This is a genomic window from Rhodobaculum claviforme (assembly GCF_016653255.1).
GTDB lineage: Bacteria > Pseudomonadota > Alphaproteobacteria > Rhodobacterales > Rhodobacteraceae > Rhodobaculum > Rhodobaculum claviforme.
Window position 1 is genome coordinate 38,930 of the sequence record NZ_NHSD01000296.1, and the last position, 14,236, is coordinate 53,165.

Annotated in this window: 16 protein-coding genes; 6 read left to right on the forward strand and 10 right to left on the reverse strand. The window is 71.4% G+C overall.

Translation table 11 applies throughout. The annotated features are described in order from the left end of the window. The first annotated feature begins 12 nt into the window (after positions 1–12). The 5 genes from CCR87_RS13280 to CCR87_RS13300 all read left to right on the forward strand — a co-directional run bounded on the left by CCR87_RS13280 (position 13) and on the right by CCR87_RS13300 (position 5,482). Entirely contained in the window at positions 13–549 is a 537-nt protein-coding gene (locus tag CCR87_RS13280; protein WP_201158009.1) for a hypothetical protein, read from the forward strand. Positions 550–700: 151 nt separating this feature from the next. Next, the gene (locus CCR87_RS17330; protein WP_338048923.1) at positions 701–1,108 is read left to right on the forward strand and encodes a response regulator transcription factor; all 408 of its coding nucleotides are present in this window, start codon (positions 701–703) and stop codon (positions 1,106–1,108) included. Beyond that, positions 1,105–3,207, forward strand: coding sequence for a 3'-5' exonuclease (locus CCR87_RS13290; RefSeq protein WP_201158010.1), 2,103 nt, complete (start codon positions 1,105–1,107; stop codon positions 3,205–3,207). The genes CCR87_RS17330 and CCR87_RS13290 overlap by 4 nt, the downstream gene beginning before the upstream one ends. A 52-nt stretch (positions 3,208–3,259) precedes the next feature. Then, entirely contained in the window at positions 3,260–4,951 is a 1,692-nt protein-coding gene (locus CCR87_RS13295) for a Na/Pi cotransporter family protein (protein ID WP_338048924.1), read from the forward strand. A 93-nt stretch (positions 4,952–5,044) separates the two neighbouring features. Then, the gene (locus CCR87_RS13300) at positions 5,045–5,482 is read left to right on the forward strand and encodes a hypothetical protein (RefSeq protein WP_201158011.1); all 438 of its coding nucleotides are present in this window, start codon (positions 5,045–5,047) and stop codon (positions 5,480–5,482) included. Here CCR87_RS13300 and CCR87_RS13305 read toward each other — a convergent pair. The 9 genes from CCR87_RS13305 to CCR87_RS13345 form a co-directional block, all read right to left on the reverse strand. Continuing rightward, the gene (locus CCR87_RS13305) at positions 5,475–6,089 is read right to left on the reverse strand and encodes a nucleotidyltransferase family protein (RefSeq protein ID WP_274609782.1); all 615 of its coding nucleotides are present in this window, start codon (positions 6,087–6,089) and stop codon (positions 5,475–5,477) included. The two genes, CCR87_RS13300 and CCR87_RS13305, sit on opposite strands and share 8 nt — an antisense overlap. Further along, positions 6,086–6,574, reverse strand: coding sequence for a bacterioferritin (gene bfr / locus CCR87_RS13310; RefSeq protein WP_201158013.1), 489 nt, complete (start codon positions 6,572–6,574; stop codon positions 6,086–6,088). The genes CCR87_RS13305 and bfr overlap by 4 nt, the downstream gene beginning before the upstream one ends. Next, positions 6,522–6,815, reverse strand: coding sequence for a (2Fe-2S)-binding protein (locus CCR87_RS13315; protein ID WP_201158014.1), 294 nt, complete (start codon positions 6,813–6,815; stop codon positions 6,522–6,524). The genes bfr and CCR87_RS13315 overlap by 53 nt, the downstream gene beginning before the upstream one ends. 20 nt (positions 6,816–6,835) lie before the next feature. Beyond that, positions 6,836–6,973, reverse strand: coding sequence for a hemin uptake protein HemP (gene hemP, locus CCR87_RS13320; protein ID WP_201158027.1), 138 nt, complete (start codon positions 6,971–6,973; stop codon positions 6,836–6,838). A 247-nt stretch (positions 6,974–7,220) separates the two neighbouring features. Further along, the gene (locus CCR87_RS13325) at positions 7,221–9,224 is read right to left on the reverse strand and encodes an ASKHA domain-containing protein (protein WP_201158015.1); all 2,004 of its coding nucleotides are present in this window, start codon (positions 9,222–9,224) and stop codon (positions 7,221–7,223) included. Between the two features lie 93 nt (positions 9,225–9,317). Further along, positions 9,318–9,731, reverse strand: coding sequence for a universal stress protein (locus CCR87_RS13330; RefSeq protein ID WP_201158016.1), 414 nt, complete (start codon positions 9,729–9,731; stop codon positions 9,318–9,320). A gap of 60 nt (positions 9,732–9,791) precedes the next feature. Continuing rightward, positions 9,792–10,217 carry a cupin domain-containing protein gene (locus CCR87_RS13335; RefSeq protein WP_201158017.1) on the reverse strand — a complete coding sequence of 142 codons (426 nt, stop codon included), beginning with the start codon at positions 10,215–10,217 and terminating at the stop codon, positions 9,792–9,794. Beyond that, positions 10,214–10,708: a pantetheine-phosphate adenylyltransferase gene (gene coaD / locus CCR87_RS13340; protein WP_201158018.1), complete on the reverse strand. Its 495-nt coding sequence runs from the start codon at positions 10,706–10,708 to the stop codon at positions 10,214–10,216. The genes CCR87_RS13335 and coaD overlap by 4 nt, the downstream gene beginning before the upstream one ends. A 76-nt stretch (positions 10,709–10,784) precedes the next feature. Then, positions 10,785–11,243, reverse strand: a complete 459-nt coding sequence (locus CCR87_RS13345; protein WP_201158019.1) for an Lrp/AsnC family transcriptional regulator — start codon at positions 11,241–11,243, stop codon at positions 10,785–10,787. 138 nt (positions 11,244–11,381) lie between these two features. On the opposite strand from CCR87_RS13345, the gene ald reads away from it, so the two are divergent. Then, positions 11,382–12,500 (forward strand): alanine dehydrogenase, encoded by a 1,119-nt coding sequence (ald, locus tag CCR87_RS13350; protein ID WP_201158020.1) that lies wholly within the window; start codon positions 11,382–11,384, stop codon positions 12,498–12,500. 4 nt (positions 12,501–12,504) lie between these two features. Here the strand turns inward: ald and CCR87_RS13355 are convergent, their stop codons facing one another. After that, positions 12,505–14,115 (reverse strand): TRAP transporter permease, encoded by a 1,611-nt coding sequence (locus CCR87_RS13355; protein WP_338048925.1) that lies wholly within the window; start codon positions 14,113–14,115, stop codon positions 12,505–12,507. Positions 14,116–14,236 lie beyond the last annotated feature (121 nt).

Genomic DNA, 14,236 nt, shown 5'->3' on the forward strand with positions numbered 1-14,236 from the left:
CAAGGGGGCCGCATGATCTGGGAACTGGTGGGCACGCTGACGGTGGCGGCGGCCATCGCGGGGATGGCGCACATGATCGTGCGCGCCGCGCGGGGTCGCTTGCCGGGCTGGCTGGTGCCCGCCAGCGCCGGGGTGGGGATGCTGCTGTTCGTGATCTATCTGGAGTATTCCTGGGCCGGACGCGTCATCGACCAGCTGCCGCCCGAGGCGACGGTCGCCTCGCGCAATGCCACGACGGCCTGGTTCCGGCCCTGGACCTTTGTGGTGCCGCTGACGAACCGGATGACGGTGATCGACCACCGCTTCGACCGCACCAACCCCGAGCAGCCGGGCCTTGTCATCACCAGCCTTGTGCTGATGGGCCGATGGGACCCGGCGCGCCCGATCCCGGTGGTGTTCGACTGCACCTCGGGGCGGCGCGCGGACCTGCGCGACAGCGTGCGCTTTGCCGAGGACGGCACGCTGGAGGGGGCGACCTGGTGGACGCTGCCGCCTGACGACGCCCTCCTGCGTGCGGTCTGCGAGGGCCGCTCCACCGCGCAGGGCTGAGGACGAAAGCCCGGCATCGGGCCACAGGGCGGAGGCCCGGCATCGGGCCAGAGGGCGAAGGCCCGGCATCGGGGAGGATGCCGGGCCAGAGGCGCCCGCGACGCAGGGCCGCGCCCCGCGCGGCCCCGCGAGGGGGAGGAGGAGACGACACGTGCCATCGGACACCCGCAAGACCATCCTCGTGATCGAGGACGAGGACAACATCGCCATCGCGCTCGACTTCCTGCTGGGGCGCGAGGGGTATGCCCATGAGCGCATCGCCACCGGCGCGGGCGCGGTGGAGCGTATCCGCAGCCTGCGCCCCGATCTGGTGCTGCTGGACATCATGCTGCCCGAGGTCTCGGGCTACGAGATCTGCCAGCAGGTGCGCGAGGACACCGGTCTGGCGGGCGTGCGCATCCTGATGATGACCGCGCGCGGATCGGCGGTGGAACGGCGCAAGGGGCTTGCGATGGGGGCCGACGGCTTCATCTCCAAACCCTTTGACCTCAAGGAGTTGCGCACCGAGGTGCGCCGCATCCTGGAGCCCGGGACCGCGCCCGCCGGTGACGCGGGATGATCGCGCGGCTGGGCCTTCGGCTGCGGCTGCTGTTGCTGTTCGCGGCGCTGGCGATCGCGAGCGTGGCCGCGCTCGTGGGGGGGTTGTGGCTTGGCTATGACCGGCTCGGCCGCCCCGAGACGCTGGACGCCTTCGTGCAGGGCGGGCTGGTGGCGGGGTTCGGGATCGTCGCCCTGACGGTCTGGCTGTGGTACCTGTTTGACCAGAACATCGGCAAGGCGATCGAGGGCATCTCGGCCGAGTTCCGGGCGCGCGCGCATGCGGGGCTGGACGGGGCGCTGAACGGCGCGCAGGCGCGGTACCTGGGCGACCTCGGTCCCGCCGCCGATGCCGTCACGCGCGAGCTGTCGCAGACCCGCAACGCCCTGGCCGAGGCGGTCGCGCGCGAGACCACCCGCCTGTCGGCCGAGAAATACCGCCTGGAGGCGCTCCTGTCGGACGTGCCGCTGGGGGTTCTGCTGTGCACGGGCGAGCATCAGATCGTGTTCTACAACTCCCAGGCGGTGGACCTGCTGGGCACCGGCCAGGCGCCGGGCCTTGCGCGCGGGCTGTTCGATTACCTGCGCGAGGGGCCGGTGCGCCTGGCCTATGAGCGGCTGGCGGAGGCGGGCGATTCCGACGCCGCATCGGATCTTCTGTGCGCAACCGCCGGCTCCGCGCGGGTGCTCGCGGGGCGGATGCGGGTGCTGGCCCGGCGCGACGAAGGCATGCGCCCGGGCTATGTGCTGACGCTGCGCGACGTCACCGCCGACATCGCCGCGCACAGCGCGCGCGAGGCGCTGCTGGCCGATGTGTTCGACCGCGTGCGCCGACCCGCCGCCAACCTGCAAACCGTCATCGGCGTGCTGGCCGAGGAGCCCGGCATGCCTGGCGCACCCGCACTGAACGCGGCGCTGGTGGAGGAGGTGCGCGACCTGACCACCGCCATCACCGAGCTGGGCGCGCGCTATGACGAGGGGCGCATCGACTGGCGCCCGCTGGCACAGACCCGCGCGGGCGATCTGATGGACAGCATCCGCGCCCGGGCCGAGGCCGCGGGCCATGCCGTGCGCCTCGACAGCCCCGACCTGATCCTGCGCTGCGACGGGTTCGAGCTGGTGGCGCTGGCCTCGACCCTCATGGAGCGGCTGTCGCGGGCCGGGCTGGCGCGCGACTTCGCCGTGGTGATGACCGAGGAGGACGGCCCCGGCGGCATGCTCAGCCTGGAGTGGACCGGCGAGGCGCTGCCGGTGGGCCGTCTGGACGACTGGCTGACCGAGCCGCTGGAGCCGGGGCTGCCGGACCTTACGGGCCGTGCGGTGCTCCAGGGTCACGGCACCGAGGCCTGGCCCGAGCGCACCGCCACCGGCGCGGCCATCCGCATCCCCATCCGCAACGTCCGCCGCGCCGGACGCCGGGTCAAGCCGCTGTCCCGGGCGGTGGTCTATGACTTCGACCTCTTGTCCAAGGCGCGCAACGCCGCCGTCGCCGACAGCCGGCTGGAGGATCTGACCTACGTCGTGTTCGACACCGAAACCACCGGCCTTGCGCCGTCGGTCGACGAGATCTGCCAGATCGCCGCGGTGCGCGTCGTCAACGGCCGGCGCGTCAAGGGCGAGGTGTTCGACACGCTGGTCGATCCGCAACGCTCGATCCCCGCGGGCTCCACCGAGGTGCACGGCATCACCGACCAGATGGTCAAGGGCGCCCCCACCATCGCCGAGGCCGGCCGCGCCTTTCACCGCTTTGCCCAGGGCGCGGTGCTGGTCGCGCACAACGCGCCGTTCGACCTGGAGTTCCTGCGCCGCCACGAGGACGACATCGGCGCGCGCTTCGACCACCCGGTGCTGGACACGGTGCTGCTGTCGGCCGTGGTCTATGGCCAGACCGAGGGGCATTCGCTGGACGCGCTGACCGCGCGGCTGGGCATCACCATCCCCGAGGCCGCGCGCCACACCGCCATCGGCGACACCGTCGCCACGGCGGATGCGTTCCTGAAGCTGCTGCCGATGCTGCAGGGGCGCGGGTTCGACACCTTCGGGCAGGTTCTGGCGGAGGTCCGCCGCCACGGACGCCTTCTGCGCGACGTCAACCAGACCGAGACGCTCGGGCGGAATTGATCCCGGGCGGGGGGTGTGCGACGTCGGAGGACGCAACGCCCGAGGACACCCCGTGGACACACCCAGCGCCGCCCTGACCCTTCTGCACATCGCCGGTGCCGCGGCGCTCCTGCTGTGGGCGGTGCGACTGGTACGCACGGGGGTGGAGCGGGCGTTTCTGGTGCAGTTGCGCGGCTGGCTGCGGGCGGGCACGCGCTGGCCGCTGCTGACGGCGCTGTCGGGGACGGCGGCGGGGTTGGTGCTGCAATCGGCCACGGCGGTGGCGGTGCTGCTGACGGGCTTCACCGCGGCCGGGACGATGGCCGCGCCGGTGGCGCTGCGCGGCCTGCTGGGCGCCGACATCGGCTCGGCGCTGGCGGTACAGGTGCTGGCGCGCGACGTGGGCGCGGTGCCGCCGCTGCTGATCCTGACGGGGGTCACGCTGTTTCTGCGCAGCAGCGGGCGTACACCGAAACAGGTGGGCCGCATTCTGGTGGGGGTGGGCCTGATCTTCGTGGCCCTCGGCCTGATCCGCGAGGCGACGGCGCCGCTGTCCGACAGCCCGGCGCTGGGGGCGGTGATGGGCTATCTGGCGGGCGATCTGCTGGTGGCGTTCGGGCTGGGGGCGGTTGTGGCGTGGGCGCTGCATTCGTCCGTGGCGGCGGTGCTGGTCGTGGCGACGGTGGCCGCGCAGGGCGCGATTCCCGGCCCCGTCGCGGTGGCGCTGGTGCTGGGCGCGAACCTGGGCGGCAGCTTCATCGCGCTGACACTGACGATCGGCGCGCCGGTGGCGGCGCGCCGGGTGGTGATCGGCAACACGCTGCTGCGCGGCGGGGGCGCCGTGGCGGCGCTGGTGGCGCTGCGTCTTGTCGATGTCCCGCTCGAGCGGCTGGGGCCGGACCCGGCGGCTTGGGCGGTGAACCTGCATCTGGGCTTCAACGCGGCGATGGCGGTGGTGGGGGTGCCGCTGGCGGGGCTGGTGATCGCGGTCCTGACCCGGCTGATGCCCGACCCGGCGGGCCCGGCGCAGCTGCGCGCCTCCGCGCTTGACCCCGGGGCGCTGGTCGATCCGCCGCGCGCGGTGGCCTGCGCCGCGCGCGAGGTGCTGCGCCTGGGCGAGGAGGTCGAGGCGATGCTGCGCCCGGTGATCCGCCTCTATGACGGCTGGGACGCGCCGTTGGCGCAGGCGATCCGCGACACCGAGGCGCGCGTGGCAGACATGCACACCGACATCAAGCTCTATGCCTCGGGCATCGGCCGCGCCGCGCCCGAGGGCCCCCACACCGAGCGCGCGCTGCAGCTCGCAGCCCTTGCGCGCGACCTGGAGACGGCGGCGCGCACCGTCTCGCGGCGACTGGTTCCGCTGGCGCAGCGGTTGCACGATCTGCCGGAGGGATTCTCCGCCACCGGCCGGCGCGAGATCGCGGATTTCCATGACCGGATCGTGACCAACGCACAAAGCGCGCTGACGGTGCTGATGAGCCTGTCGCCCGACGCCGCCCGCGCGCTGGTGGCCGAGAAGGAGCGCGTGCGCGAGGTCGAAAAGCAGCTCCAGCGCGCGCATCTCGAACGCCTGGCGCGGGGCGGCAGTGGCGCCAGCGGTGGGGGCGGCGGTGGGGGCGGTGGCGCCGAACTGTCGGGCCTGCACCAGGAAACGCTGCGCGCGCTCAAGGAGATCAACACCGCCTTCACCATGGTCGCCTATCCGGTGCTGGAGGATACCGGCGACCTGCTCGCCAGCCGCCTGCGTCACGAGGGGGGCTGACATGTGTCCTCGTTGCACCACGTCGTGCCGCCAGGTCTGGACACGCCGCGGCGCGCGCGGCACTGTGCCGCCCGAAGAACGGGAGACAGATACATGGCAATTGCAGCCGAACGCCCCTGGCATCTGGTGCCGGTGGGGATCATAGCCCTTTTGTGGCACGCGGGCGGGGCCCTCGACTACCTGCTGACCAAGATCGGCTATGCCCCCTACCTCGAGCAGGTGCCGGCGGAATGGCTGGTGTATTTCGACGCCATGCCCGCCTGGGTCACAGGGGCCTGGGCGGTGGGCGTCTGGGGCGGCCTGCTGGGGGCTGTGCTGCTGTTGATGCGCGAGCATTGGGCGCCGCTGGCGCTGGCGGCGTCGTTCTTTGCGGTGGGCGCGGCGACGATCTGGCTGACGCTGCTGTCCGATCCGCCGATGCAGCAGGCGGTGGGGATGGAGTTCACCTGGGTGATGATCCTCGCCACGGGGGCTGCGTTTCTGCTGTGGATCTATGGCCGCGCGATGCGCCGGCGCGGCGTCATCACCTGAGGGCGCGCCACGCCGCCCAGTCCTCGGGGGTATCGAGATCGGTGATCGCCCGCGTGCCCGGCAACGGGTGGGCTGCAACCTCGGACCGGTGGACGCGCAGGATGTCGCGCGCCCCGGCATCGCCCCTCAGCCCCGCCATCGCCGCGAAGTGTCGCGCCGGAAGGATCACGGGATGGCCCGGCCGCCCGTCAGCGGTGGTCGCGCGCAGGATCGGCGACGGGTCGGCGGCCTGAAACGCCGCCACCATCCCGACGAGGTCCTGCGCCGCGATGTCCGGCATGTCGGCCGGCAGCACCATCAGCCCCGCAAGCCCCTGCTCCGTGGCCCAGACAGCCCCGGCGCGGACCGAGGCGGCCATCCCCTCGGCGGCTCCGGCGATCTCGGTGCAGGCGGCGGGCTGCCCGTGCAACGCCGCACGCCGCAGCGCCATGCCCGGCCCGAGGGTCACAAGCACCCGCCCCGCCGCCGCACAAGCCCGCGCCACGACAACCGCCAGCAGCGGATGTCCCGCCACCGGCTCCAGCAACTTGTCGCGTCCACGCATCCGCCGCGCGGCACCGGCCGCGGGGATCAGGACGCCGACGCCCTGCCCCGCGCGCGCGCTCAGGCCTCGGCCTCGTTGGCGGGCTTCGCCTGGAGCAGGCCGTAGCGCTCGGCGCCGATCTCGTCGAACAGCGACAGCTGGGTCTCGAGGAAGTCGATGTGGCCTTCCTCGTCGGCGATCAGCTCCTCGAAGATGTTCTTGGTGACGAAATCGCCGACCTTGTCGCAGTGGTTGCGCGCCTCGACATAAAGCGTGCGCGCGTCATGCTCGGCCGCGAGATCACACTCCAGTGTCTCGCGCAGGGTCTGGCCGATCCGCAGCGAGTCGAGCTTCTGGAGGTTCGGATGCCCTTCGAGGAACAGGATGCGCGCGATCAGCTTGTCGGCGTGCTCCATCTCCTCCAGGCTTTCCTCGCGCGACTTGGCGGCGATGCGGCCATAGCCCCAGTCGTCCTGAAGGCGATAGTGCAGCCAGTACTGGTTGATCGCCGTCAGCTCACTGCGCAGTGCCGCGTTGAGGTACTCGATGACCTTCGGGTCGCCCTTCATTCCATATTCCCTGTGTTGGCGCACGGCGCAAACCGCGCAGATGCATGGGGACTTCCAGTGTATCGCAGTCCGCCATCGTGTCCATGAACAGCGGCAGACATCCGCCGCAGTCGGCACGCTTTCCCAGGGCGCGATAGATCTTGCCCGGAGTGATGACGGTGTCGGGGTCGGCGGCGCGCATCCAGTCCACCGCCGAACGGATGTCGTGGTCGGTGATGGACTGGCAGTGGCAGACGATCATGGCGGCACCTCCGGGGGTGGCTACTTCGTCAGGATCAGCTTGCCCTGTCGCGTGATGCGCAGACAATAGATCTGTCCGTCGAGGTCGATGCGCGCCTGCACACCCCCCTGGGTCAGGGTGCGCGCGTCATGGACCGGCACCTCGACCGGGCCGGGCATGGTCACGCCCGGCACCCCTCGATCCGGTCGAACAGCCGGTCGAGCCATCCCGTCATGGGCCGCCAGCCCCCCGGCGCCGTGGCCGGTGTCGCGGTACGCATGCAGCCTGGAAAAAGCATTGGTCATCTCCACGGTCTGGATCCCTTCATGGTTGCGATTGACCCTGGCTGGTCCCCGTGGGGTGGCTCGGCTGCGGCAAAGACTGAGTGATTCAGTCGGTCATGTCAATTCCGATAATTACAGTCGGTTATTCCGTCGCAGCCCTGTCGCGCGGATCGCGCCGCCGCCGCCCGCTGTCACGGTGAAACCGCACCTCCGGCAGCGGCACGATCCCGCGCAGCGCGGCAAAGGGATCGGTGGCGTGGGGCAACGCGTTGGCGGCGACGAAATGCTCCTGGAACCGTGGCACCAACGCGGTCTCGATCTTGTGGATCCGGCGCACCAGCGCCTCGACCTGCGCGCGCGCGCTGCGCGAGCAAAGCACCATGCGCGCCCCCGTCCCGGCCGCGTTGCCCGCCGATGTCACCCGTTCGGGCAGGGTATCGGGGATCATGCCCAGCACCAGCGCATGCAGCGGCGACACATGCGCCCCGAACGCGCCCGCCAGCACCACCCGGTCCACCCGGTCGACCCCGAAGGCGTCCATCAGCAGCCGCGCCCCGGCATGGAGCGCCGACTTCGCAAGCTGGATCGCCCGGATGTCGGCTTGCGTGACCACGATGCGCGGGCTGTCATGCAGGACATAGGCGTGGGTGCGCCCCTCGGGCACGCAGCGCACGCAGCCGGTCTGCGCGGCCGAGCCGATCAGCCCCGAGGCGTCCACCAGCCCGGCCATGCGCATCTCGGCCACCGCCTCGATGATCCCCGAGCCGCAGATGCCGGTGACGGGGGTGTCGGCGGGAAAGCCGGGATCGTCGGACCACAGGTCGCAGCCGATCACCCTGACGCGCGGCGTGCCGGTGGCGGGATCGATGCGCACCCGCTCGATCGCGCCGGGGGCGGCGCGCTGGCCGGCGGTGATCTGCGCGCCCTCGAACGCGGGCCCGGTGGGCGAGGAACAGGCCAGAACCCGCAAGGCGTTGCCCAGCAGCAGCTCGGCGTTGGTGCCCACATCCACCACCAGCACCAGATCGTCGGACCGGTCGGGCGCCTCGGCCAGTGCGACGGCGGCGGCATCGGCCCCGACATGCCCGGCGATGCAGGGCAGGACGTAGGCCCGCGCGCCGGGCGCAAGATCGCGCAGCCCGATCTCGCGCGCCGCCCCCTCGATCGCGCCGCAGATCGCCAGCGCAAAGGGCGCCTGCCCCAGCTCCGTCGGATCGAGGCCGAGCAGCAGGTGGTGCATCACCGGGTTGCAGACCACCACGACCTCGACGATGGCGCGGGGATCGACGTCGGCCTGCCGCGCCACGTCGCGCGCCAGATCGGCCAGCGCGGCCTGCACCACGGCGGTCATCTGCGCGGCCCCGCCGGGCGTCATCATGGCGTGGGACACCCGGCTCATCAGATCCTCGCCGAACCGGATCTGCGGGTTCATGGCGCCGGCCGCCGCGCACACGCTGCCATCAGCCAGATCGGTCAGATGCGCCGCAATGGTGGTGGAGCCGAGATCGATCGCCAGACCGTACAGCCGATCGTGGAACCCGGGCCACAGCGCCGTCAGCCGCGGCGTGGGGTCACGGTGGCCCTGGTGGATCGCGGCGGTGACGCGCCATTGGCCCTGGCGCAGGGTGGACTGGATCTCGCGCAGAACCTCAAGATCGGCCTGAAGATAATTGATCTGCCAATGGTCTTCGAGCGCCTTGGCCAGCCGCTCGAAATCGCCCGACGGGTCGTGCATGTCCGGCTCCGCCACATCGACCAGGCACAGCCGCGTGGCGGGGTCCATCTCCATCGGGCGGGCGGCGGCCTCCTTGCGGACAACCTGCCGATGGACCTGAGAGCCGGGCGGCACATCGATCACCACATCGCCCTGCACGCAGGCCTGGCAGCCCAGCCGCCGATCGGGGCCAAGGCCGCGCCGCTCGGCATAGCGCGCCTCGGCGGTGGTGGGGGGCGACAGCGCGGAGCCGGGCGTGCGCGTCATGTCCGCGGCCGGCGGGGCGATCTGGCACCGGCCGCAGATCCCGCGCCCGCCGCACACCGAATCCAGATCGACCCCCAACGCCCGCGCCGCCGCCAGCACCGATGTGCCCGGCGCAACCTGCCCCCGCCGCCCCGAGGGCAGGAACACCACCCGTGCATCCGCCATCGCCGCCCCCCCTTGATGCCCGGCCCCAGTCTAGGGCCGTGCGGGCACGCGGGCGGGCCGAAGGCGACGGATCAGCGACGCCGAGCGGCGCCCTCAGCGCTCCACCAGCACCGAGCACTGGGCATGGCGCACCACCCGCGCGGCGGTGGAGCCGAGGAAATAGTCCGAGAACCCCGGCACATGCGAGCCGATCAGGATCAGATCGGCGGCGTGATCCTGCGCCGCGGCCAGGATCTTGGAGGGCGCGTTGCCCTCGCGGATGTCGTAATCCACGCTGACCTTGCCCGCGCCCGCGCCCAGTGATTCGAGCTTGCGCAGCACGTCGCGCCGCCGTCCCGCCAGCTGTTCGCGCGGCAGCGTCGCGGCCAGATACGGCGGCAGCGGCTCCATAACATGCACCAGAACGATGGCCCCGCCGCGATCCAGCAGCGCGCGTGCCCGCTCCACCAGCCCGCGTCCGACCCCGGTGCCGCCGAGCGCCACCGGTACGATGATCTTGGAATACATCCCGTATCCTCCCGCAGTGTGTCCCACGGGGGCCTGTGTCGGCCACCACAGGCACGCGGGTCAATGAGCGATATCAAATCCCGGCGGCGCGAGTTCGAAGCCGTCAAAGGAAAACCCCGGCGACACGGTGCAGCCCACCAGCGTCCAGGCCCCCGTCGTGCGCGCCGCCTGCCAGTAGCCCGCGGGCACGATCAGCTGCGGCATTTCGCCCGCCATCAGGTCGGCGCCCAGGGTGTGCGTCACCGCCGGGCCGGCGTCGCGCGCGGACATCGACAACGCAAGCGGCGCTCCGGAATGGAAGTGCCAGATCTCGGTCGCGTCGACGCGGTGCCAGTGGCTGCGCTCCTCCGCCTTGAGCAGGAACAGGATGGCGGTGCCGGTGGGGCGGGTACCGGCCGGGGCCTCGGCCACCCAGGTCTGGCGGTACCAGCCACCCTCCGGGTGGCGCTGGAGGCCGAGGGCCGTGATGATCCCCTCGGCGGTCATCGCGGGCCGTCCAGCTTGGCGCGCAGCGCCTGCTCCACCGCCGGCGGCACGAAGCGCGAGACGTCGCCGCCCAGCCGCGCGATCTCCTTGACCAGCTTGGAGGCGATGGCCTGGTGGCGCGCCTCGGCCATCAGGAACACCGTCTCGATGCTGGCGTCGAGCGCGCGGTTCATGCCAACCATCTGGAATTCGTACTCGAAATCCGCGACCGCGCGCAGGCCGCGGATGATGACCTGCGCGCCCACGTCGCGGGCGCAGTCGATCAGCAGGTTCTCGAACGGGTGGGCGATGATCTCCACGCCGGGGGCCAGGGTCGCGGTCTCGGCCTCGATCATGGCCACGCGTTCCTCCAACGAAAACAGCGGGCCCTTGTCGCGGTTGATGGCCACGCCGATCACCAGCCGGTCCACCAGCGCGCTGGCCCGCGTGATGATGTCCATGTGCCCCAGCGTGAGCGGATCGAAGGTTCCGGGATAAAGCCCGATGCGCATTGCGGTCTGTCCCTTCCGCTCGGCCGTGTTGGCGCGCAGGCAACCCGATTGCGGCGCGGGATGCAACCCTTCCGCGTCAGACCGGGATCGCGGTCGTGCTGACGACCGTGCGGAGCGCGAACGAGGACTGCATCTGCGCGACGCCCGGCAGCCGCGACAGGTAGCGGCGGTGGATGCGGGCGAAATCCTCGGTGTCGCGGGCAAGGATCTTGAGCAGGTAATCCGCCGTCCCCGCCATCAGGTGGCACTCCAGCACATCCGGAATCGCGGCGACCGCCCGCTCGAACGCGGCCAGCACCTCCTCGGACTGGCCCGCCAGCTTGATCTCCACATAGACGGTGGAGGGGCGGCCCATCGCGCGCGCATCCAGAAGCGCCACCCAGGCGCGGATGATCCCCGCCCCCTCCAGCCGCTGGACCCGCCGGTGGCACGCCGAGGGCGACAGATGCACGCGCTCCGAGAGCTCGGCGTTGGTGATGCGGCCGTGCCTTTGCAGCACCGTCAGGATGCGCCGGTCGGTGTCGTCGATCTCCATGGACGCGCAAATCCTTTGCTCGGGATGGGTGTTTCGCGCAGGACTTTACCGCGCCCACGCGCAGGTGCCAGTCTGGTTTGCGCACCCCTGCGGCGCGCGGCGCGGCATGCTGGGGCGACCGGATCAAGGGAGGATGCCATGCGGATCGGAAGCGTGAAGGAGATCAAGGCACAGGAGTACCGGGTGGGCCTGCCACCCGCGGCCGTGCGCGAAGCGGTGGCCCATGGCCACGAAGTGCTGATCGAAGCCGGCGCCGGCATCGGCGCGGGGTTCGAGGATGCCGAGTACACCGACGCCGGCGCGCGCCTGGTGGACGACCCCGCCGAGGTGTTCGCCGAGGCCGAGATGGTGGTGAAGGTCAAGGAGCCGCAGCCCTCCGAGCGTGCGCAGCTGCGCGAGGGGCAGGTGCTGTTCACCTATCTCCACCTCGCGCCCGACCGTCCGCAGACCGAGGATCTGATCGCCAGCGGCGTCACCGCCATCGCCTATGAGACGGTGACCGACCGTGCGGGCGGCCTGCCGCTGCTGGCGCCGATGTCCGAGGTCGCGGGGCGGCTGGCGCCCCAGACCGGCGCCTGGACCCTGCAGAAGGCCAACGGGGGGCGCGGCGTGCTGATGGGCGGCGTGCCCGGGGTGCGGCCTGCGAACGTCGTGATCGTGGGCGGCGGCGTCGTGGGCACGGCGGCGGCGCGGGTCGCGGTGGGGATGGGGGCGAATGTGACCGTCCTTGACCGTTCGGTCCCGCGGATGTCGTATCTGGACGACATCTTCCAGGGGCGGCTGACGACGCAGTTCTCCAGCGCGCAGGCCATCGATGCGCTGCTGCCCACCGCCGACATGGTGATCGGCGCGGTGCTGATCCCCGGCGCCGCGGCGCCCAAGCTGGTCAGCCGCGCGCAGCTGGGCCGGATGCAGCCCGGCGCGGTGCTCGTGGATGTCGCCATCGACCAGGGCGGGTGTTTCGAGACCTCGCGCCCCACCACCCACCAGGACCCGATCTATGAGGTCGACGGGATCATGCACTACTGCGTGGCCAACATGCCCGGCGCCGTGCCGCGCACCGCCACGCAGGCGCTGTCGAACGCCACCCTGCCCTTCGTTCTGGCGCTGGCGAACAAGGGCTGGCGGCAGGCGTGCGAGGACGATCCCCACCTGCTCGCGGGCCTGAACGTGCATGCCGGGGCGCTGACCTCCTATCCCGTGGGTCGGGCGCTGGAGATCGACGTGGTCTCGCCCACGCTGGCGCTGAAGCGCTGACGCGTCAGCCGGGCCGCAGCCGTGCGGCCCGGCGCGCCAGCCACCAGTTGAGCGCAAGCACGAGCAGGAGGACCGCCGCGCCCGCCACCTCCACCCGCAGGTCGGGCCAGAAGATCGCCACCGTGGCCGGGATCACCAGCGCACGCGACACCAGGTCCATCGGGCCGAACAGCCAGCCATCGAGCGCGGCCGCAAAGGCCACCAGCGCCAAGATCGCGATGGCCCCGGTCCACAGCAGCACCGGCAGCGGCCCGCCCATGATGATCTCGGGGTTGAACACCATGAACAGCGGGATCAGGTACAGCCCCTTGGCGTATTTCCACGCCTGAAGCGATGTCTCCATCGGTTTCGATCCGGCGATGGCCGCGCCCGCGAACCCCGCCAGCGCCACAGGTGGCGTGACGTTGCTGTCCTGCGAGTACCAGAACACCACCAGATGCGCGATCAGCAGCGGGATGCCGAACTCGGTCTGCAGCGCCGGACCCACCAGCACGATCAGCACGATGTACGCCGCCGTCACCGGCAGCCCCAGCCCCAGGATCAGCGAGGCGATCAGCACCAGGAACAGCGCCAGCACCAGATTGCCGCCCGACAGCGCCACCATCATCGACGAGAACTTCAGCCCCAGCCCCGTCAGCCCCACCACGCCCACGATGATCCCCGCCACCGCACAGGCAATCGACACCGCCACCGCGTTGCGCGCGCCCAGCGACAGCGCCCGGCCGATCACCATCACCCCCGCCCAGGCGGCCGTGGCCGCCCGCTCCACCGTCAGGGGATTGCCGCGCATCGGCTCGATCACCGCCAGCACCACCAGCGCCCGCAGACCCGCCACCGCGATCACCGACATGATCGCCCAGAACCCCACCCGCATGGGCGAGAACCCCTGGATCAGCAGGTAGAGAAGCACCACCAGCGGCACCAGGAACTGCCAGCCCGCCGCCATCACGCTGCGCACGCGCGGCAGCTCGGCCGCGGTCATGCCGCGCATGCCGGCCTTCATGGCCGCGATGTGCACGAACAGGTAAACAGTGCCCAGATACAGGATCGCCGGAAAGATCGAGACGGTGACGATCTCGATGTAGGGAACGCCCGTGTATTCGGCCATCAGGAAGGCGCCCGCCCCCATCAGCGGCGGCGTGATCTGCCCGCCGGTCGATGCCGCGGCCTCGATCCCGCCGGCCTGCTTGGCCTTGTAGCCGAGCTTCTTCATCAGCGGGATGGTGAAGGCGCCGGTGGTCACCACATTTGCAATCGCCGAGCCCGAGATCGAGCCCATCCCCGCCGAGGCGATGACGGCGGCCTTGGCCGGCCCGCCCGGCTTGCGCCCCGTCGCGGCAAAGGCAAGGTCGATGAAGAACTTGCCCGCGCCGGTGACCTCCAGAAACGCGCCGAACAGCACGAACATGAACACGAAGGTCGCGGCCACCCCCAGCGGCAGGCCGAAGATCCCCTCCTGGCCCAGATAGAGTTGCCCCACCACCCGCATCTCGGTGTAGCCGCGGTGGCCCAGGATCCCCGGCAGCCAGTCCGACAGCCCCGGCAGCAACCCGCGCGGCCCGGCAAAGGCATAGGCGATGAACACCGCCCCGATGACCGTCAGCCCCAGGCCCACCCACGCGGCGGCGGCGGTCGACCGCGCCGTCGGGGTTGCGATCGGAATAGGACAGCGCGGCGGTCACGGGGCCAAGGGTGGCACCCAGCTGCACGCCATTGTCGGCCGCGGCCCCCGCCCC